We start from the raw sequence: 19,850 nt of genomic DNA on the forward strand, positions 1-19,850 counted from the left end.
AAAAAAGGACCATGTCACTGACATGATCCTTCTAACTTGAGATATTCGTAGACTCAAGTGCTTCCGCAAACCTTTTAATTCCCTCATCAATCGATTCTTCATTTTCCCTAGCAAATGTAAAACGAACAAAACCTTTTTGAGACCCCATCGTATAACCTGGGACATAAATAACTCCCTTTTTAATGGATTCCTCCAATAATTGCGTTTCATTCACCCCTTTTTTTATCCTGCACCAAATATGAATGCCGCCCATAGGGGTGAAATAATCAACTTCACCCTTTAAATAAAATTTAAGACTTCTAATAATTTGGTTTCTTCTTTTTTCTAATTGGTTGTTTAAATTTGCAATATGAGAATGAAAATTTTTGGATTCTAAAAAATCATTTGCTATCCACTGTGTAAAACTTGCGTGACCGAAATCGATTTGCTGTTTCGCATCTGAGAGTCTTTCAATAACAGAGGTTGGGCCTATTATCCAACCAATCCTTAATCCCGAAGCAACGATCTTTGATAAAGAGCTAATATATAAAACATTTCCGTTGACATCCATTGATTTTAAAGTAGAGACCTTTTCCCCTGAAAAGGATGTTAAACTGTAAGGGTCATCCTCAACTACGGGGATACCATGTTCTGAAGATATTTCAAGAATGGCTTTCCGTTTTTTTTCACTAAGTAAAGTACCCGTTGGATTTTGAAAAGCAGGATTCAAGAATATCATTCGTATTCGATGCTTTTTATGCATGGAAAGTAAGTCATCCGGGTTGATACCATCATGGTTAACAGGAATGTAATAGGGTCTCAGTCCTGCTGATTTAAAGATAGGAAGATTATAGTTATATGAGGGATCTTCCAATGCAACTGCATCTCCTGGTTTTAGCAGACATTGAACCACCAAGTGTAGTGCTTGTTGTGCACCAGATGTAATTAAGATGGTCCCAGGATTGGTTTCAATTTCTCGATATTGTTTGACATGCTTTGCAATCGTTTCCCGCAAAATTGCATTTCCTTGCGGATGATCATATCCCAAGCTTCCAATAAACGAGCGAGAAGAAGTAATCTCTCTTAAGTAATGCAACGGAAATAAATCCTCTGACAATTCTCCGCTAGCTAGATTGATTAACTTATGTTCGACAGCTTCTTTCCTTATCCTCTGGGTTACAGGTAAATTAGGTAAAAACGATCCTGCCTCAATGTACCTGTTCCAGGATGGAATACGTTTCCTAGTAATTCCCCAAATATCTTTACTAATAGTCGTCCCGCTTCCTCTGTTTCTTTGAATTAGTCCATTTGACTCTAATTCATCATATGCAGCAACTACGGTACTTCTATTAACATTAAGGTCTTTAGCTAAGGTTCTCTCAGAAGGCAATGGTTTATCTGGTGGAAAAGTACCATTCGCAATTCCATTTTCGATATATTCAGCCAGTTGTTTATATATTGCTTTTTTAGCTTGACGATCTGGTTTCCAATCCATATGTGTCAGTCCTTATAATGTATTGTAGTCTAATTATTATTTTTCTTTGTTAACATTTTTAGTCGGTTGCTTAAAATTCTAAAAAAACCTATCGTTTTAGACGATAGGTTTTTTTGGGGAAACAAAATAATTATTATTTAGAATTGTACATCTAAATATTGATTAGAGTCTACTTGTCACTAACTAATAATAGTATAATTACTAAATTTAATAACCATCCAATTCAATATAAATTTAACCAACCACTTCATTATCCATTAAACTGTAATCCTCTCTTCTTAAGAAAAGATAAGCTCTGTATTATGAACCAACCCTTGCTGTTCTAAATTTTACAAACAGACCGCTCCTAGATGCTTTCGCAAAAATACCATCGAAATCGGAACAGGTCTAAGTCGTTACTCTATATAGATTAATAACATCCTTTAATGCTGCCGCTGCTGCTCCTCTTGGGTGAGATGCGCCTCCAATTGCACAAACGGACCCCATTTCAATCGTTTCAAAAACGACACCTTTATTTGTTTCATTGACATGAGCTAAAGGATGCTCGCTTACCAGTTTAAATGGTTTTACTTCTACGATTACATTCTCACCTTCTTTGTAAGCACTAGCTAAAAGCTTAAGCGTACGGTCATTTTGTTTAGCTTCCTGAATGTCTTCCTTAGTGACTTGTTCAATGCCTTTAATTTTACATCGTCCATTAATAAGCTACTTCCGAAAAATCCATTAGCGGGGAGGAGAATTTTGCAAGCCGAATCAAAGCCTTGAACATCTAAAGCAGGGTTCGCTTCCGCAATTCCTTTTTCCTGTGCAATTTTTAGCGCTTCTTCAAAAGACAAATTGTTCTCGCTCATGCTTGCTAAAATAAAATTGGATGTTCCATTTAAAATGCCTTCAATACGAGTAATCGTGCATCCTGCTAAACTATATTCCCCAATATCAAGCGTTGGTATGGCTGCCGCGGTTGCGCCGCTGTATTTTAATCGGCTACCATGCTTGGTTGCTTGTGTTTTGATTTTATCGAATGACTTTACAAGTGCTCCTTTTGAAACAGAGACAATATCCATCCCATTCACCATAGATTTCTGAATATAGCCAAGTGCTGGTTCTCCCGTTTCTATATTTGTCGGAGTGCACTCGATTAGGACATCGCCTTGAAAAATTGGTTCAGTAAAAGGGAGTTTGAAATATTCCTAATATCTCAAAAGCGCTTCCGAAACCGTTCCGAAATCAATCAAGCTTGTGAGCTGGATTCCTTTTTCTTCGTAAATCATTCCTTTACTGCCAACGATTCCGGTTACGAGTAAGTCAAAGCCATATTTTTCTTTCATTAAAGCTCCATTATGTTTTGTTTTTAAGCATTCCCATTGGTTAGCTATCCACCAGTCTAAATCACTTAAAACAATGTTTGATAGAAGGGGGGACAAGATACCTCCTTGCGGAGTCCCTTTGGTTGGAACCCCTATCCCTTTTATGGGTGCCTTTAGCATTTTCGAGACAATAGTTAGAACTCTTTTGTCCCGAATACCTATACTATAGATTTGTTTGATTAGTTTAGAATGACTTACATTTTCAAAGAAACCTTGTATATCAATATCTACTACATGATGCAACTTCACATTATTGATTAAGAACTGACATCTAGCCATTACATGATGGGTTGACCTGTTTGGTCTAAATCCGTATGAATAGTGATAAAATTTTGCTTTTCAAATTGGCTCTAATACTTGTTTGAACATCTGTTGAATTAATCTATCTCTCATAGTTGGGATACCTAATGGTCGATTCTTCCCATTCGGTTTGGATATTTCAACTCTTCGTACCGTTTGAGGTTTATAATTCTTTAATGATTTTCGAATTTCTTCAATAAATCATCAGCGTTTTCAATTTTGTATTGTTCAATCGTGATGCCATCAGTTCCAGCTGTTTTTGAACCTGTATTCGCTTTGATGTTTCGAAAGGCTAATAATATATTGTCTTTCGATATGATATGTTCATATAGCCTTAAACCCTTTGTAGCATTGTTTTTACTTCGCTCGTAAAGGTCATCAAATATGTCTTGCATACCGTAATATTCTGCATGTCGTAAAGCTGTACTCACCGATGGATTGTTTCTCCTTCCTTGCGGAAAATCCCATCATCTTACTCGACACTGTGAGTTTCATTAAATTGTTTTGCCTTCAAAGAATAAGACTTGGGACCATCCCTCCACGCTCGTTACACGTTTCATTGGTACTATATCCCTACTTTCGCAAGAATAAAGTCACTTCGATGTTTATTTATCTTATAGACACCATCCCGATAGTAGTCGTTTTTATATTGGATGTTTCTTACTTACAACGTTCCGATTAACCTAGCTTTACATATATCCGTAGGTGCTTACTTTAAGCCTGTCAATTCTATATCCTCATAGTTAGATATTCCGAGGTTCCTATGTACTAGTCGTACTTTTCGGTGTTTGACACTGCATTTACAGCATACGTCTTTCGAGCGTATTAATTTCTAGACCCGTACATTCGCAAGTTCGTCAGTCCATCTGGACATTCTCACCTTAGATATTTTGTAGCATCCCGATCTATCATGAACCATATTCTGTTTAGGAACTTAGGCACATTTCAGCCGACTTCACCTAGCTTCATACACGTTCGGGCTACTACCATTCCGTGCATGTAGGAGTATCAGATAACTCGTTTCAGCTCAACATGACGGCTTTCATTCCGAGTTTCGATTAATCAGTTGTAATTGCCTTTAAGCAACCCTCCTATTTCGTGCATTGGCACTTATAAGGAAACGTTTCGCACAGTACATTTTTTCACAATCTTATATAACCTTGTGCTTTCATTTGAATACCATCTTTCAACAAAATACAGATTTAGTTGAAACCTTTTTTACTAGAGAAAGATCGAACGTAATCCCCACATGCATTGCTGCTTTTTTATTCTTCAGCTGACGCATTAAATGGGATGTACCCTCCACTCCAACTATTGCTAACTTCCCCTCACTCAATAAATAATACTTGAAATTGATTGGCTAAATCATTGCCGCCAATCTGCCACCAAACATGTGGTAAACCGCCCGAACTAAAACTAAATAAACTTAACTTATGACAAAAAAAACTTAATAATATCAATCATTTGACTATTTAATACAGTTTAAAATTACACATTCCTAAACTGTAGGTCAGAGGTTCGAATCCTCTTTGGGACGTAAAAAAGCCTTGAATATTCAAGGCTTTTTTCTTTTGGGAATATAATCTGAGTCTTAGACAAGGGGTCCTTCACCTGTATAAGTCGCCGCTTTTCTAGCTCTTAAAAATCTTACTAAGTTCAAGATAATCACTTTACAAACAGCATAGGTCGGAACAGCTAAAACCATACCAAGTACGCCTGCCAGGTTTCCTGCAGCTAATAAAATAATGATAATTGTCGCCGGGTGTGTATCCAATGATTTACCTAAAATCATCGGAGACAGGAAATTCCCTTCAATTTGCTGGGCCACCAGTATAACGACTATTACAAATAAAGCCTTTGTTGGTGAATCAAAGAATGCGACTAGTACGGCTGGCGCACCACCAATGATGGGCCCTACATATGGGATAATATTGGTGAAGGCTACAATAAGTGCCATAATTAATGCATAGCGTAAGTCAATAATTAAATACCCGATAAAGGCTAATGTTCCTACGGCCAAGGCTACCACTACCTGCCCCTGAATGTATGCTGAAAGTGTCTCTCCTGTTTCTTTCAAAATTTTTAAAGCCTCATCCCGGTATTCAGCTGGAATGAACTTAGATACGGCTTTCGGAAATTTTTTTCCATCCTTAAACATGTAAAATAATAAAAATGGAACAGTGACAAGAATAATCGCTATATTCGTGACGATGCCAAAAAAGCCCATGAGCACGTTCGTTAGTGTATTTGGCAGTGAATTAGCATACTCCATTAAACGTTGTTGCACCGTATCAATCATTTCACTCTGCTGCTCTCTAAAGTTTTTAACTTCTGAAGACTTGATGACATCATTAACAAAATCAGTAGTCTTATGAGCAAAACCAGGCAGATCATTGGCAAGCTGTGTTGCCTGTTTGGAAACAGCTGGAACAAGGCTACCTATTACCAACGCAAGAATACAGCCAAATACAACATAAATGACTAATATGGCTGCTACCCTAGGGAGTTTTTTTCGTTCCAGAAAATTCACAACCGGATTCAATAGAAAAAAAAGGAACCCAGTTATCAGAATGGGAAAGAACACCGTCGAGAAAAACACCCCTATAGGATTAAACATAAATGAGATCTTGGTTGAAACGAAAATAATCGTTAAGATAAGCAAAATTTGAATTAACCAGAATTGGATTTTAGATTTTGACACGATTTATACCTCTTACCTTTATTATTTGGATTAAAGTATATCAAAATCTTGGAACAATATACAGTCTTATCATTGTAAGGATTTACAATATTGCAAGCATCCCAGTTAATCCGAACATACGTTTGATTATTATTTAAATTTCGTCCAATCATACATTTTTTGCTTTTGTTTTTTCACTCGCTCTTGCTTTTTACTTTCAACCTGTTTTTCTTTATTGAAATTCATGATAAAACCACAGTCTTCGCAGATGTAGGAATAAATATTGGATTGCTCTGGAATTCTATTTAACGGATTGTCTTCTTCAGATTCTAAATAAAAGTGTATCTTGGCTTCAGATTTTATATTCCACCTAGTATCCTCATCATATTTTTGATATTCTGCAGCAAAAAAACCTTTTCTAAAATGGATCCCATTACAAACAAGACACTCAATTTCTCTTATATTTTTTTTCATAACAGACACCTCCAGTAAATTTTATGAAGGACGTCAATATTTCAAAACTTGAAAAAAATTGTATTTTAAAACTTACTAAGAATGAAAAATTTAATGTTGAAAAAAAGAGTGAATTTATAATTTTTTGATGGGAGTAACCAATGCAATGATGACTTCCACGCCTTTAGTAGATGCCGCTAAAACAAACACCATGGCTGGTTCTTCCTTTGCCATTAGAATTCCTACATAAGCCCCAAGAGGCATAGCAAGCCTGGTGAACATTCTGGAGATTCCCAAAACTCTACCTAGTAAATCCGCTGGTACTGTTTCCTGGCGAATAGAAGCTACTAATGAATTCCAAGCAGAGTTACAAATCATTGTCACCCCCAATGCAATTCCCGGTGCAAGCCAAAAATCACCAGCAATAGCAATTAAAAGACCTAGTGCACCAGTTCCCAGAAGAATCGGAATCAAAAGGCCGCGTCGAAACCTATCCTCAAGAGGTACTGCAATCAGACTCCCTATCAAACCCCCGATTCCTATCATTGAGTAATTGACTCCACTCTGACTCGAATTAAGTTGGAGTTCCCCCAAGAGATAATACATAAATACAGCTAGGACGCTACTTGCTCCGAAATTCCCTACCATTGCTTGTAGGGACAAGGAAAGGTTTAATCGATCCTTTACGAGCCAGCTAAAACCATGGGACATATCTTGAAAAAAGCCGAACTTCTGACTACTCGTCTTAATAAACCTCTTTTTAGGAAGATTCAAGGTGATGAAAATAATCACCAAGAATGAGGCAACATCCAACCAAAGAGTTTGAATGCCACCAATGGCCCCCACTATGATCCCTGCTACAACTGGTCCAATGAGTTCGACAAGTTGATTAATAAATTGATAAGCTGAATTCGCCTTCGTCAGACTTGAACCAACTATGTCCGGAATGGAAGAAACAGTAGCTACATCAAATAAAAGGGACAGTGCAGACAAAATAAAGCTTATGGTAAATAAATGCCATAATTGAAGGACTCCCAGCAGTTGGAATATGGGTATTAGGCTGACTAAAACTAATCTTGAGATATCCGCGATAATCATAATTATCCGCTTATCCCATCTGTCAACTGCGACTCCAACAAATGGCCCAAATATCACGACGGGCAATACTCCCATAACAAACATCGATCCCATGACGACCACTGAATCCGTCAAGCGATAAGATATCCATGGAATAGCGAATGTATATAGAGCATCACCGAGTTTGGATATTAACAAACCGAACAATAACTTCAAATAACTAGCAGGTAAGGGTAACACGTATCCTTTGACTTGCTTGTGTTTTTTAACCCTCTGGGACTGAACCAAATTATCGACTTCCTTCCACTTTCCCCCTTATCAACAATATTTCACCGTTCATTCTTAGTAACCCTATTATACTATATATTTCTAAAAATCTTAATCTTCCCTCTTGTTACAAAAAAATAAGTCACGAGTAAATCACTCGTGACGACCCTTTTCTATTCTAGTAATTCTAAAACACCATCTGTATCAATTACTGTTGCAAATTCCTCGTGCAAGCTGACTAGAGCTAAGTTGTGAATTTCTTCAGCACTGTACAGATTCCCATCAAAACTAACTCTTTCGAAAGTAGCGGTCGCATCTGATACGATGAATGGGGTAAAGCCGAGATTTTTTGCCATACGAGTTGTTGTTGAAACACAATGATCGGTTGTTAATCCTACAATAACGAGTGTTTCAATTTCACCTTCTCTTAAGTATGCTTCCAAGTTCGTACCGATAAAGGCACTGTTTACATTTTTCACTATGACTGGTTCCTCTGGTAGCGGTGCAACAATTTCTTTAATATTACGCCCAGGATGATGCGCCAAGGAAGGATTGCTAATGTGCTGAACATGAATGACAGGTCGATTTGTTTTTCTCCACTCGTTTAACAATAAGGCCATATTCTCTTCGGCATTTGGATTGTTTCTTTTTCCTTGCCTTGGATCATCAAAATAATTTTGCACATCTATTAATAGTAAAGCAGCGTTTGCAGAGATTTTCATAAAAAACCCTCCTATTTCTATATGAAACTATTCTATAAATCCCATAAGCCTTTTTACATTGTTTGCATTATCTGTTGATGTCAAAAGCTCTAGCATGGTAAATGCTACATCGAATGAAGTGGCCGGGTTGAACGATGTAATAATGTTTTTATCGATGACAATCCTTTGAGCCGGAATCACATTCACTCCCATTTCTGCTAATTGTATTTGCCGCTTCCTATTACTTCGATTATAGGTCGTAGCATTTCTCCCTAGTAGAACACCGCTTTTACCAATTACTAATGAACCTACACAGATCGCTGCAATGAGTTTTCCCTGTTTATCGAATTCTCGGATAAAATCAAGGACATCGGAGCGAAAAGCATCCTCGTAAAAACCAGCTTGTTCAAAACCACCAGGTATGGCTAAAGCATCAAACTCATGGGCGGTAACCTCTGATAACAGCCTTTCCGGTTTAACCGTTAAATTCCAGGTGCATTTTAATTCCTCTCTTGTTCCCACCGTTACGAGTTCAGTTGACCCCTCGCATACGTCTTTGTTCCAGCCAAACACATCTGTAAACACGCTTGCCTCAACAGCTTCAAATCCATTAGGTAAGAGTAAACATATTTTTTTCATTTCCATCATCTCCTTAAGTGAATTGTATGTTATAATTTACCATTAGTAAAATTGAAATAACTAAACTATAAGTTTAGAATTTCTGATAACAAACTGGATGAATGGGAGAATCATAAATGGAGATACGTCAATTACAAACGTTTAAAACAGTTGTCGATTTGAATAGCTTTACAAAGGCGGCCCAAACACTTCAGTACTCACAAGCTTCCATTACATCTCATATTCAGCAGCTTGAGGAAGAGATTGGCCTTCCATTATTTGACCGTCTGGGAAAACACATTCAACTTACGATTGTTGGCGAGGAATTGTATCATTATGCTGTAGAATTACTTAGCGTCTATTCAAAGATTCAACATATTTCCACCAATGACAGAACATTGAAGGGCGAGATCCGCATTGGTGCAGCCGAGTCTATTACTGTATATAAGCTAGGCTCGGTGTTATCTCAGTATAAAAAGAATTATCCCGAAGTAACTTTTTCACTAATTAATGATGATTGTCTTCCACTAAGGGAGCGGCTTTATTCTGGTGAGCTCGATATTGCGATTACCTTGGAACCTAAGGTAAATGATCCAAATTTAATCACCCAAGTCTGGTCCGAAGAGTCCTTAGTCTTCGTTGGGGAAAACAATCATTTGATAAAGGCCATGGAGGAAGCCACTGGAGAATGTTTTATTTTCAGTCCGAAAAGCTGTGCATTAAGGAAATTTTTTGAAGGGTATTTAATTAGAAAAGGAATTAGTACACATAACCATTTGGAGTTTAATAGTATGGAAGCGATGAAACAGTGTGTTGTAAGCGGGTTAGGAATCAGCTTAATGCCCTACATAAGTGTAGAAGCATTATTAAGAGAAGAAAAGATGAAGTCAATTGAGTCAGCTTCGGAAAATCCTGTGTTCTATGCACAAATCTCTTACCATAAAAACAAATGGTTGTCGAAGGCCCATAGGAAGTTTATTGAGATGGTTTTGGAGGAAAGTTACAGTTAAAGAACTCAACCCCGCGTTAAGGTTTAATAACATCCTCTTTTGCACATAAAAAAGCCTTGATTTTTTTTCAAGGCTTTTTATTCTGGTTTATAATAAATAACTGAACTATAGGTTTATCCTTCTAACGAGCCAGCCTGAGAAGTTTTTTGAACTTGAGTTACTGCAGTTAATGCTGATGAAATTTCATTTGATGCTTGTTTGATCGCTTCCTGGGCAAGTGTAGGATCGGAATTTGCTTTTTCAATTGCTTTTGTTAACAATTCTTGCGTAAGAGTTACATTGGCTTTTGCTTGATTAAGCTGATTTACATCAATTTGAGGCATGGGTTTTCTCTCCTTTTATTTTAAAGTACTTCTTTATAATGACCTCTCAATTTATTTTTATTAAGGAAAAAACTACCTTGAATTTGTCTTTAGAAATTTAAAAATTGTCCCCCATAAACTCGCAACAGGCAAATCATTATTACCAATTTTTTCTATGTTCAAATTTAAGTTAAAAGGCATAAAATGACTTCTTCCTCCTTAATCTAAAACTGTCCTAGATTATGTAAAAGAATTAAAGCAGGCTTAGAACTAGAAAATTAAGCACTTAGGAGTGATTGAGAATATGAAGAGAAAAGGTATTGTGCCGATTCATGGTTTGTTATTACTGGCCGTAATAGCTGTTTTTATTTGGTCAGTTATAAAGCCTGCCAGCTATTCGTCATGGGTATTAGAAGTCACTCCTGCCATTATTGTTTTGATTATCGCACTTTCAACATACAATAAGTTTCGTCTTACTACCCTTTCATACTTCATTATTACTATTTTGGCAATTTTGATGTTTATCGGCGGCCATTACACCTATTCAAAGGTTCCTTTCTTTAATTGGATAAAAGATACTTTTGATTTAAAAAGAAATCACTATGATCGATTTGGACATTTTTTAAAAGGCATGTTTGGCATAGTAATCAGAGAAATATTATTAAGGAAAACCCTCTTAACAAAAGGTATCTTATTTTGGATTGTGACAAGTATTTCTCTTGCCATTTCAGCTATGTATGAAATTATTGAATGGATCAGTTTTATTATAGGAAAGGGAGGAAAAACGGCTAAAAACTTTTTAGGGAATCAAGGTGACATATGGGATGCTCAGTGGGATATGCTATTAACTCTAGCTGGTACCATCCTAGCATTACTTTTCCTTTCCAAACTGCATGATATGTTGTTACAGAAAGAATTAGGAACATCAGCCGTACTAAACAAGAAACGCTAATTTAACGTAATTCAATCGTCATTTTTTCGGTTTAAAAATCGTTAGATTAGCGTTTAAAATTTTTTTCTACATTAAATATCTTATATAAACATAAATCATTGATATAAGGATTGATACCAACATAAGCGGGAAACCAATCAACAAAAACTTTAAAAACGTTATATGATATCCTTCCTTCGAAGCTATTCCTGCTACTACAAGGTTCGCACTAGCCCCTATTAAAGTTCCATTTCCTCCCAAGCAAGCCCCCAGTGACAAACTCCACCAAAGTGGATTTAAATTGGTAATGCCTAACTGTCCCATCTCTTTAATCATAGGAATCATTGTCGCTACAAAAGGAATATTATCAACAAAAGCAGAAATGAATGCACTCATCCACAAAACAAGTAAGGTCGATGACTTTAGTTCCCCGCCTGTCCAAGTCATGGCGTTTTTAGCAAGAGCTGCGATTAACCCTGTTTCAACAAGCCCCCCTACAATTACAAATAATCCAATAAAAAAGAAAAGGGTTGTCCATTCTACTTTTTCTATCGCCGTTACCAAATATTTATCTCCTGTAAAAAGCAACAAAATAAATGCACCAATTAAAGCAATCGTTGCCGTTTCTATATGTATAAATTGATGAATAAAAAAACCACCAATGGTAATAAAGACCACAATTATACATTTCCTTAATAATGCAGAATCTTTTATTTCATCTCTAGGATTTTTTCTAAGTAAATGATTTTTTAGATCTTCTGTAGTCTCTAAATGTTTTTTATAAATCATTACTAAAATCAATATATTTACAATTAATATAATAGCTATTACGGGTGCAAGATTATTAATAAACGAAAGAAAAGTTAACTCTTGAACAGCACTTCCGATCATTAGATTTGGTGGATCACCAATCATGGTTGCGGTTCCGCCGATATTAGAAGCCAGTATCTCAGCTATTAAAAATGGAATAGGATTTACTTTTAATTGGGTAGTAATGCTTAAAGTAACTGGAACAACTAAAAGAACAGTTGTTACATTATCAAGCAAAGCAGAAGCAACAGCTGTAAATAAACTCAATGCAACTAAAATTTTTATAGGAGCTCCTTTTGCCTTTTGAGACAACAAAACAGCAATGTACTCAAACACCCCTGTTTGAGCAGTAATCCCTACTATAATCATCATTCCCACTAATAACCCAATGGTATTGAAATCTATATGGTGGATGGCATTTTTTTGATCCAAAATTCCGAGCGCAACCATGAATAATCCACCAAGCATAGCAATGGTAGTCCTATGTATTTGTTCTGAAATAATTAATGCATATGTAACAAGAAATATGATAAGCGCAATAATCTCCTGTGAACCCAAAGCGTGTCACTCCTTATTTGAACCAAGTCGTTTATTAAAATTTTCCTATTGTATAGATTCTACTTTCTTGCATATTTTATCCAAAGAATTTATTTTAGTCGTAAAAAAAATAGGAAGGCATATATTCACGCCTTACCCAAAAGTGATAAAGGTATTCATTATTGCTTTTGTTGGTCTGCTACCACTAATACATCCATATGTCGTACCTCTCTTAACAATCGCTGTAATACAGAACCTTTTATGATCTCCTCGAAGCGAGTACGAGCGGATTGGCCGATAATTACTTGTGTTGCTTTTTTTTCATTCATTTCACTTACTAGTTTATTAAAGACATTACGGCGATTTTTGGTCTCATATATTTCGAATAGTCCGCCAAGCCGTTCTGTCAGTTTACGAATTTTATTTAATACTTGTTCCTCTTCTTCGTTTAAGGGATGGTGGTCTTTTACATATGATACATACCATGTGGCTTTTAAACGATAGGCGATGCGAAATCCGCGTCGAATCAGTCTTTCACTGTCAGGCCTTAAGTTGGTACATACAAAAATTACTTCTTCCTGTCGCCACGGCCCTCTTAATGCTCTTTTTCTCTCCCACGCTTCTAGGCGTTCATCCACATCATCTGCAACTTCACGTAATGCTAGCTCTCTTAGAGCAATAAGATTTCCGGTCTTAAAAAAGTTATTTAGTGCTTGCTCCACTTTTACAGAAGCGTAGATACGTCCTTCCCTCATTCGTTCTCGTAATGCTTTCGGAGAGATATCAATCAATTCAATTTCATCCGCTTTTCGAAGAATATGATCTGGCACCGTTTCCCTTACCCTCACCCCAGTTATCTGCTCGACACTGTCATTTAAACTTTCTAAATGTTGAATATTCATTGTTGAGATAACTGAAATACCTGCATCCAACCTAGTTGAAACATAGAAAGCTCTACTTCTATTCAAGTAGAGCTTTTTTGTTTAAAACTTCATCCAATGAATGTGTAAGTTTAATAAACTGTAGCTGTTTACCACTAGATAAATATCTTACCGCTCCAGGTCCCCCTATGTAAAAACGGGTTTTCTTACAGTCAGAGGCAAACCTGTCAAGCTTGGATAAAATTGCTGGGTCCTGTTTGAAAGGAAAAGTCGTGGTAGCAGACAAGATGACTTTATCTGGCTCCAATTTTTGGATCGTCTTTTCAATTGACCCTTCAGCTGGAGAAGCCCCTAGTAAAATTGTTTTCCAACCCTTTAACATAGCTTGAATCAGGAGGATTAGCACCGGAACTTCATGTTGTTCGTACGGCAAACAGGCTCCTAAAAGGGTTGGTGCATTTTCCCTATACTTAAAATTACTCCTCAATTGAACAAGAAAATCTCTTACCGTCAGGCTGGCAAACGATTCCTGATATTCTCCCCATTGACCGTTTTCCCACCGATTGCCTACTTCCTGTAAAAATGGGATCACAACAGATTGTATAAATAATTCTAATCCCTTTTGGTGATAGGCCTGTTGGAGAATAAGATTCATTGCTGCTTCGTTACAGTGGGTGCCCTCCTTCAGTAAATCCAGGACAAATTCGTTTAATTCTTCATATTGATTCTTCTTTTTCCAGCCAGAATCCAATAGGCTTTGATCAGTTGGAGACCCACCTTTTTCTACAAGATATGCTGCTTGTTTGACAGTATGTCCCTGGTCAACTAATCCTTTTACTTTCATAAATGTATTAATATCTGCTTCACTATAAATACGGTATCCATTTTCTAATCTTTCAGGATTAACAATTTGATATCTCTCTTCCCATTTTCGAATGACCTGCTTTGACAATCCGGTTATTTCTGAAACTTGTTGGATTGAATACGTTGTATTTTCTATCTCTATCTCCATAACTACCTCTCACATGCCCAATTATCTTTATCCCGGTCATGCCTTGCTTCATAAGCTGGATGTGTAGATGGTACGCCATTTGGATATACCTTTCTCATCTCTGTACAATTTTTGAAGGATTCCGTTTTACCGGATGATGTCCCCCCTGAAGTTGAATCTTCTGGTGTGGTACCACTCGGTGGAGCCGTCGAACCATTATTCGTTTTCGATGAGTTATCCAAATCGCCCTTCGTTGTCCCCTGTGCTCCATATGCCCAAAGGCCAGCATTAGCAGCTCTTGCTTCTCTCGCAAATTTAACAAAATAATCACTGTATTTCACATCAGGTGGATAGGTAGATGGTTCTGCAAATCCTTTTAATACTAAATCAGCATTGAACATTTTTGAACGAATCTCCGCCTCGTCCATATCATTGGTTGGAATGCCTAACCAAACGATTCTTAACAATCTGTTGTATCGGTCCGTTTCAGATACATCTTTTTGAATCCATACCTGTTTTCCCGTTAACTTTGAGGTTGTATAATTACTTGCTTCTTTCCCAAACTCCTCGTGTCTTGTCGTGGATTCCGGTGTATTAACCCCTACTAATCGAATTTTTCTCCCATCTGAAGTTACAATCGTGTCGCCATCAACGACTCTTCCAACACTAATAAGCTCCAATCCCCATCGCTTTGCCAAATCTTCTTTCTGTTGCACTGAGTCAGCTTGTTTCTCCTGTTCTTCCTTTTCAACCTTCACTTGTTCTTCAGGCGATTTTTGTTCTTCAACCGTTGTTTTCTCCTTCACTTCTTCTTTTTCTATATTCGGTGAGCTCTGAGAACAGCTAGTTAATATAATGGAAGAAGTTAAGAGAAAAGCTAGTATAATTTGAAATCCTTTTATCCTTTTCACAATCCATTTCCCCTTTTGCCAAACTGAAAATCGAAAAAGGACCCTTAAAGGCCCTTCGTCATTTATATGATGGAATTATACACCTTTTCCAACACGTTTATAAAGTTTTTATCTAATTCTTTTTCATCCATTGTTAATAGCTCACGATCAAACATCACCCATTTACCATCTATCATCACATGACGAATTTGCTCTTCTTTTGTTTCAAATAAAAGGTTATGAACTCTGGTAGAGAACTCCTCACTATTAACCTGCGGAATCAATGAATCCTTTTTGATAAACACCAAGTCTGCTTTGTAACCTTCCTTAATTGCTCCTAACCCTTTTTGTTGGTAAGCCTTCGCCCCGTTCACCGTCGCCATTTTGAAGATATCTACTGCCTGGAATCGATTGAAGGGACTGCCTAATTTTAATAAATAATAGGAAGTTTTCATCGTTTCCCAAATATCGACGCTCGCAAAATCCGTTCCAAGACAGACATTTATCCCTTTTTCAAGCATACCACTAATTGGTGCCATTCCAGCACCAGACCATAAGTTAGAATTAGGACAGTGAACGACCGAGGCATTAGCTTCTGCAACGATCTCTATATCCTTCTCGTTCATATGGACCCCATGATAAAGGACTGTTTTCTCATCCAATAGCCCCTTCTCTTTATATAACTCTATGGAGGATCTTCTGAAATTCTTGTAAATAATATCCTTTCTCCAATCATTCTCCATGCAGTGAGTCATGTAAATGGTATCAAACTCATTTTTCTTACGAACACAATCCTCTAACGTTTCTTCGGTTATATCTTCCTCTTCTAGCAAATGGGTTCCGAACGACACATTCCCTACAATTTTTTGATAGTAATCTTCTATATTCGTATGTGTATCTAAGATCCCGCGCAACCCTATTTTTTTAATCGCTCCAGCCACTAACTCTGGCCAATAGGCCGGTTCATTTTCACTCACGAAGGTAATCCCCTTTTTTACCATCTCTGTGTTTGCTTTAAGACAGACCCACTCATATTCCTCAGGAGATAATTGATCAAGATTTTTGAAAAATTTTGTTTGAATCTTCCCTTGTACGGTATCATCACACCAAGATTCTATCTTCATCTCCTTTGCCAGTCCTTTGGCTAACAAGGAATACCCGTGAAAATGAGCATTAAATAGACCGGGAATAATTATGTAGTCATAGCAATCTATTATTTTATCATTATCAACTAAATCGTTCTCACACCCAAGTTTGATGACACCATCTTCAATGACTATGTCACCATTCACCAAATTACAATTTTCGTCTAAGTAACTAGCATTTTTAAAAAGCATGTCCTCACTCCATGTATTAATTTTCCATACTTACCAAACAATTGTACACCATTCAGTTATATTGCCGCTCTTTTTTAGGTCATCTTACAAAAAAAAGAGAGACTTCCTTTAAATTTAAGGGGCAGCCTCCTCCTACAAAGCAACAATTATTCAGCCAATGTACGGTAACGTCCACTGAAATAAATTAAAGGCTCGGCATCCCCGATGTGAATAGCTATCACTTTTCCAATCAACAAGGTATGATCTCCTTCGATATGTTCTGCCGATACTTCGCAGGCAATCTGCGCAACAGCCCCAGCTAATACTGGCTTTCCATCTAGATAGTCAAACCCTACTTCTCGATGCTCCTTAATCTGCCCTGCAAAAATCATAGAGAGTTCTTGTTGGTCGGCAGCTAGAATATTGACAGTAAACATTTTACTCTTTTTTATTTTCTCAAGAATACGAGCTTTTTCAGCTACAGAAATGACTACAAGCTTCGGATTGAGTGAAACGGACATAAAAGCGTTAGCGGTCATACCATGTACTTCCCCGTCTACCTCTGTAGCCACTACAGTTACCCCTGTCGCAAATTTGCCCATTGCATTTCTAAATTGACGATCATCCATTTAATCCTCTCCTCTCATCCGCCTAGATTGTAAAGAATGATTCCAAAACAGGCAGTAAATAACAAGATATTTAATCCCACACCAATTAATGCTCCTTGCCCTAATCGTTTCCTTCCCTTCGCAAAGCTCACAATCGGAATCACTATTAAGGCGATTACTGCTATACATAAATAGGCCATAAATATAGGTGAAATTAATAGTAATATGAATAATCCTAAAAGGTAAATTCCCATACTCAAACCTATTCCAAGCCATAGGTCTTTTAATGAACCATCCTTCTGAGTCTTTTGGGTAAGAGTCATTTCCTGTTCTCCCCTTCTCCATTGTTATTCGGCATTTATGAAGGCTCTAGCCTCTATCTCTGCTCGAATCTTCTTTAATTCCTGCTCTTTATCATCGCGATAAAATAAATTGTACGTATCAAACGGGATGATTCTACCATCTGGATGTGCGATATGTACGCAGGATTTTTTGACAGACCGCACATCAAAATTGTATGCATCTAAAAACTGCATGATGATTACCCGAAATACGTTGTCATAGCCTATGTCTCCTGGCATAGATACTTTTGGTAAGCAACAGAGTAAATCCTTAAGGGATATTGAGGCAGAATCAGGTGAATGATTTAAAGAAAATAATTTAAAAATCATATTTTTGATATTCTCATCCTGTTCAAAAACAATGGTATTGCGTTCACCTTCTAATAAAATATTAGGATCAATCAGGCCTGTTAATGGTGTTGCTTCACCGTTCATTTTTAATGCATACCCCATTGCCAAACAATCCGGGTGGCAAGGAACAGGAATAATATCCTTTGAGCCAAATACATTTGATTGATTAATGATCATCTGTCTTACTTCGCTTAATGTAAGGCGATTTGTTGCTGGATCGTATTCTTCCAATCTGCCTGCAGCCTGAATCGGTTGGAAGGTAACTCCTCTAACACATTTCTGTTTCAACCCATATTGAATGATTTTTCCGACCTCATGATCGTTTAAGCCCTTCTTTAAGGTTACAACCAGGGTCGTAGAAATATTAAATTCATTTAAATGTTCGATTGCTTTTTTTCTTACATCCCTTAAATCTACCCCTCTTAATTCCTCTAGTGTTTCTTTTTCAAAGCTATCAAACTGGAGATAAATTTCAAACCCAGGGGAGTAAGTGGCAAGTCTTCTCACAAACTCTTTATCTGTTGCAATGCGAAGACCATTCGTATTCACCATTATATGTCGGATCGGTCTAGATTTTGCCATATCAAGTATGTCAAAAAACTGTGGATGGATAGTGGGTTCCCCGCCACTGATCTGAACAATATCTGCGTGTCGTTCATTTTTAATGATATTATCGAGCATGAATTCAATTTTCTCTAAGCTTCGGAAGCTTCCTTTTTGAGGAGAGGATTCCGCGTAACAGATGGGACATTTTAAGTTGCATCTTTCCGTAATTTCTAAGAGAGTCAAACAGCTATGTTGTTCGTGGTCCGGGCAAAGGCCACAATCATATGGGCACCCATATTTAATTGGTGTATTCCATCGATATGGCATTTCCGAAGGTTTAATAAACTCCCGGCACCATTTGTAATATGCCACATCTGTTGAAATCAAGACTTTCTCTCTACCGTGCTGCATGCAATGCTTCACAAGGTATACCTTTTCATTTTCAATAATCACTTTAGCTTCCACCTTACGCAGACAGGTAGAACAAATACTGTTTGTTAGTTCATAAAATAAATAGGGACGGTTAGGCATGAATTTCTCTCCTTTTTTCGGTTTGTTTTTTACTAATCAGCCATAGGTAATACATAATTCCTAGTAAACTAGCAAATTGGATATTATTAAAAATCCAGTAAGGATGTGGAGTTGGTTTAATAAAATCAATGATGAGACGAAAGAAGAGATAACCTAGCATAAATAATTGAAATAACAGCCCTTCCCACCCGATCTGTTTTCTTTTTAGATAATGAAGAAAGAAGATTAGAATACATAAGAAAGCGATTTCATATAACTGAGTGGGATGCCGAAGAATACCATCTCCAAAATCTACTCCCGTTGCCCATGTGGTTGGAACACCATAGGTATGATCATCTAAACCAGTTAAGAAGCAGCCAATTCTTCCAATCATCATTCCAACAGAAAGAGGTAAAACGAAATCATCCCCCGTTGAACGCGTCCATCCAATCCATTTCTTAGCTGTCTCCACCCCAATTAATCCACCTAACAATCCGCCCACAATTGTTTTTCCTTCTACTAGATAAACTAGATTATTCCAGTTATCCAGTGTCTTCACCGGATCCTCTAACCAATAAAGAAGCTTTGAACCTAAGGCAGCACCTAATGTCGCACCAACCACCACCCAAAGTGCTTTATCCAAAGGAATTCTTTCCTTATTTCTCGTATATAAATACACGCGAAAACCAATAAAATATGCTAAGGATTCAAATATCAAATGTGGATGCACACCAAAAATATAGAAAGGGAAATTTATCATCCCCCCTCCTTTCTTTACTATAATCTTCCATGCTGATAATTATATTAACACAATTTTTCAAAAAAACTGTTAATAATTCCAAAAATACTAATCATTTCAGTAATAGAAAGAATAAAGCAAAACTGCATA

Annotated in this window: 17 protein-coding genes and 3 pseudogenes; 2 read left to right on the forward strand and 18 right to left on the reverse strand. The window is 37.1% G+C overall.

Annotation, left to right across the window (positions count from 1 at the left end):
* Positions 1–31 precede the first annotated feature (31 nt).
* From AA0X95_RS20775 to AA0X95_RS20810, 8 genes and pseudogenes are all read right to left on the reverse strand, one after another.
* Positions 32–1,474, reverse strand: coding sequence for a PLP-dependent aminotransferase family protein (locus tag AA0X95_RS20775; protein WP_413301184.1), 1,443 nt, complete (start codon positions 1,472–1,474; stop codon positions 32–34).
* A gap of 387 nt (positions 1,475–1,861) precedes the next feature.
* Positions 1,862–2,550, reverse strand: a pseudogene (locus tag AA0X95_RS20780) (homoserine dehydrogenase).
* A 237-nt stretch (positions 2,551–2,787) separates the two neighbouring features.
* Positions 2,788–3,572 (reverse strand): annotated as a pseudogene (locus tag AA0X95_RS20785) (reverse transcriptase domain-containing protein); the annotation flags it as partial.
* A gap of 1,160 nt (positions 3,573–4,732) precedes the next feature.
* Positions 4,733–5,842 carry an AI-2E family transporter gene (locus AA0X95_RS20790; protein WP_413301186.1) on the reverse strand — a complete coding sequence of 370 codons (1,110 nt, stop codon included), beginning with the start codon at positions 5,840–5,842 and terminating at the stop codon, positions 4,733–4,735.
* 129 nt (positions 5,843–5,971) lie between these two features.
* On the reverse strand, positions 5,972–6,295 hold the full coding sequence (locus tag AA0X95_RS20795; protein WP_413301188.1) for a hypothetical protein: 324 nt from the start codon (positions 6,293–6,295) through the stop codon (positions 5,972–5,974).
* A 114-nt stretch (positions 6,296–6,409) separates the two neighbouring features.
* On the reverse strand, positions 6,410–7,591 hold the full coding sequence (locus AA0X95_RS20800; RefSeq protein ID WP_413310134.1) for an MFS transporter: 1,182 nt from the start codon (positions 7,589–7,591) through the stop codon (positions 6,410–6,412).
* A gap of 200 nt (positions 7,592–7,791) precedes the next feature.
* On the reverse strand, positions 7,792–8,334 hold the full coding sequence (locus AA0X95_RS20805; protein ID WP_413310137.1) for a cysteine hydrolase family protein: 543 nt from the start codon (positions 8,332–8,334) through the stop codon (positions 7,792–7,794).
* 33 nt (positions 8,335–8,367) lie between these two features.
* Entirely contained in the window at positions 8,368–8,958 is a 591-nt protein-coding gene (locus AA0X95_RS20810) for a DJ-1/PfpI family protein (protein WP_413301190.1), read from the reverse strand.
* Between the two features lie 116 nt (positions 8,959–9,074).
* On the opposite strand from AA0X95_RS20810, the gene AA0X95_RS20815 reads away from it, so the two are divergent.
* Positions 9,075–9,947, forward strand: coding sequence for a LysR family transcriptional regulator (locus AA0X95_RS20815; RefSeq protein WP_413301192.1), 873 nt, complete (start codon positions 9,075–9,077; stop codon positions 9,945–9,947).
* A 113-nt stretch (positions 9,948–10,060) separates the two neighbouring features.
* Here AA0X95_RS20815 and AA0X95_RS20820 read toward each other — a convergent pair whose 3' ends face one another.
* A complete protein-coding gene (locus AA0X95_RS20820) occupies positions 10,061–10,270 on the reverse strand; it encodes a hypothetical protein (RefSeq protein WP_413301194.1) in 210 nt (69 codons plus the stop codon).
* Positions 10,271–10,553: 283 nt separating this feature from the next.
* On the opposite strand from AA0X95_RS20820, the gene AA0X95_RS20825 reads away from it, so the two are divergent.
* Entirely contained in the window at positions 10,554–11,201 is a 648-nt protein-coding gene (locus AA0X95_RS20825) for a DUF2238 domain-containing protein (RefSeq protein ID WP_413301196.1), read from the forward strand.
* 66 nt (positions 11,202–11,267) lie between these two features.
* On the opposite strand, the gene AA0X95_RS20830 is transcribed toward AA0X95_RS20825, so the two are convergent.
* From AA0X95_RS20830 to AA0X95_RS20870, 9 genes and pseudogenes are all read right to left on the reverse strand, one after another.
* Positions 11,268–12,548 (reverse strand): SLC13 family permease, encoded by a 1,281-nt coding sequence (locus AA0X95_RS20830; RefSeq protein WP_413301198.1) that lies wholly within the window; start codon positions 12,546–12,548, stop codon positions 11,268–11,270.
* Positions 12,549–12,706: 158 nt separating this feature from the next.
* Positions 12,707–13,459 (reverse strand): annotated as a pseudogene (locus AA0X95_RS20835) (universal stress protein); the annotation flags it as partial.
* A gap of 28 nt (positions 13,460–13,487) precedes the next feature.
* Positions 13,488–14,420 (reverse strand): MerR family transcriptional regulator, encoded by a 933-nt coding sequence (locus tag AA0X95_RS20840; RefSeq protein ID WP_413301200.1) that lies wholly within the window; start codon positions 14,418–14,420, stop codon positions 13,488–13,490.
* Positions 14,421–14,422: 2 nt separating this feature from the next.
* The gene (locus AA0X95_RS20845) at positions 14,423–15,310 is read right to left on the reverse strand and encodes a thermonuclease family protein (RefSeq protein ID WP_413301202.1); all 888 of its coding nucleotides are present in this window, start codon (positions 15,308–15,310) and stop codon (positions 14,423–14,425) included.
* A 62-nt stretch (positions 15,311–15,372) separates the two neighbouring features.
* On the reverse strand, positions 15,373–16,626 hold the full coding sequence (locus AA0X95_RS20850) for an amidohydrolase family protein (protein ID WP_413301204.1): 1,254 nt from the start codon (positions 16,624–16,626) through the stop codon (positions 15,373–15,375).
* Between the two features lie 146 nt (positions 16,627–16,772).
* A complete protein-coding gene (locus AA0X95_RS20855; protein ID WP_413301206.1) occupies positions 16,773–17,234 on the reverse strand; it encodes a flavin reductase family protein in 462 nt (153 codons plus the stop codon).
* A 14-nt stretch (positions 17,235–17,248) separates the two neighbouring features.
* Positions 17,249–17,536 (reverse strand): hypothetical protein, encoded by a 288-nt coding sequence (locus tag AA0X95_RS20860; protein WP_413301208.1) that lies wholly within the window; start codon positions 17,534–17,536, stop codon positions 17,249–17,251.
* A gap of 24 nt (positions 17,537–17,560) precedes the next feature.
* The gene (locus tag AA0X95_RS20865; protein ID WP_413301210.1) at positions 17,561–18,982 is read right to left on the reverse strand and encodes a radical SAM protein; all 1,422 of its coding nucleotides are present in this window, start codon (positions 18,980–18,982) and stop codon (positions 17,561–17,563) included.
* On the reverse strand, positions 18,975–19,721 hold the full coding sequence (locus tag AA0X95_RS20870; protein WP_413301212.1) for a prolipoprotein diacylglyceryl transferase: 747 nt from the start codon (positions 19,719–19,721) through the stop codon (positions 18,975–18,977). The genes AA0X95_RS20865 and AA0X95_RS20870 overlap by 8 nt, the downstream gene beginning before the upstream one ends.
* Between the last annotated feature and the right edge of the window lie 129 nt (positions 19,722–19,850).

Origin of the sequence: Neobacillus phoenicis (genome assembly GCF_047302305.1) — a bacterium.
Classification (GTDB): Bacteria; Bacillota; Bacilli; order Bacillales; family Cytobacillaceae; genus Neobacillus.

Excerpts from the sequence above, each read along its gene's own strand:
- AA0X95_RS20795 (WP_413301188.1), bottom strand. The coding sequence starts at position 6,295 with ATGAAAAAAAATATAAGAGAAATTGAGTGTCTTGTTTGTAATGGGATC.
- AA0X95_RS20820 (WP_413301194.1), bottom strand. The coding sequence starts at position 10,270 with ATGCCTCAAATTGATGTAAATCAGCTTAATCAAGCAAAAGCCAATGTA.
- AA0X95_RS20870 (WP_413301212.1), bottom strand. The coding sequence starts at position 19,721 with ATGATAAATTTCCCTTTCTATATTTTTGGTGTGCATCCACATTTGATA.
- AA0X95_RS20810 (WP_413301190.1), bottom strand. The coding sequence starts at position 8,958 with ATGAAAAAAATATGTTTACTCTTACCTAATGGATTTGAAGCTGTTGAG.
- AA0X95_RS20850 (WP_413301204.1), bottom strand. The coding sequence starts at position 16,626 with ATGCTTTTTAAAAATGCTAGTTACTTAGACGAAAATTGTAATTTGGTG.
- AA0X95_RS20865 (WP_413301210.1), bottom strand. The coding sequence starts at position 18,982 with ATGCCTAACCGTCCCTATTTATTTTATGAACTAACAAACAGTATTTGT.
- AA0X95_RS20860 (WP_413301208.1), bottom strand. The coding sequence starts at position 17,536 with ATGACTCTTACCCAAAAGACTCAGAAGGATGGTTCATTAAAAGACCTA.
- AA0X95_RS20775 (WP_413301184.1), bottom strand. The coding sequence starts at position 1,474 with ATGGATTGGAAACCAGATCGTCAAGCTAAAAAAGCAATATATAAACAA.
- AA0X95_RS20840 (WP_413301200.1), bottom strand. The coding sequence starts at position 14,420 with ATGGAGATAGAGATAGAAAATACAACGTATTCAATCCAACAAGTTTCA.
- AA0X95_RS20825 (WP_413301196.1), top strand. The coding sequence starts at position 10,554 with ATGAAGAGAAAAGGTATTGTGCCGATTCATGGTTTGTTATTACTGGCC.
- AA0X95_RS20855 (WP_413301206.1), bottom strand. The coding sequence starts at position 17,234 with ATGGATGATCGTCAATTTAGAAATGCAATGGGCAAATTTGCGACAGGG.
- AA0X95_RS20815 (WP_413301192.1), top strand. The coding sequence starts at position 9,075 with ATGGAGATACGTCAATTACAAACGTTTAAAACAGTTGTCGATTTGAAT.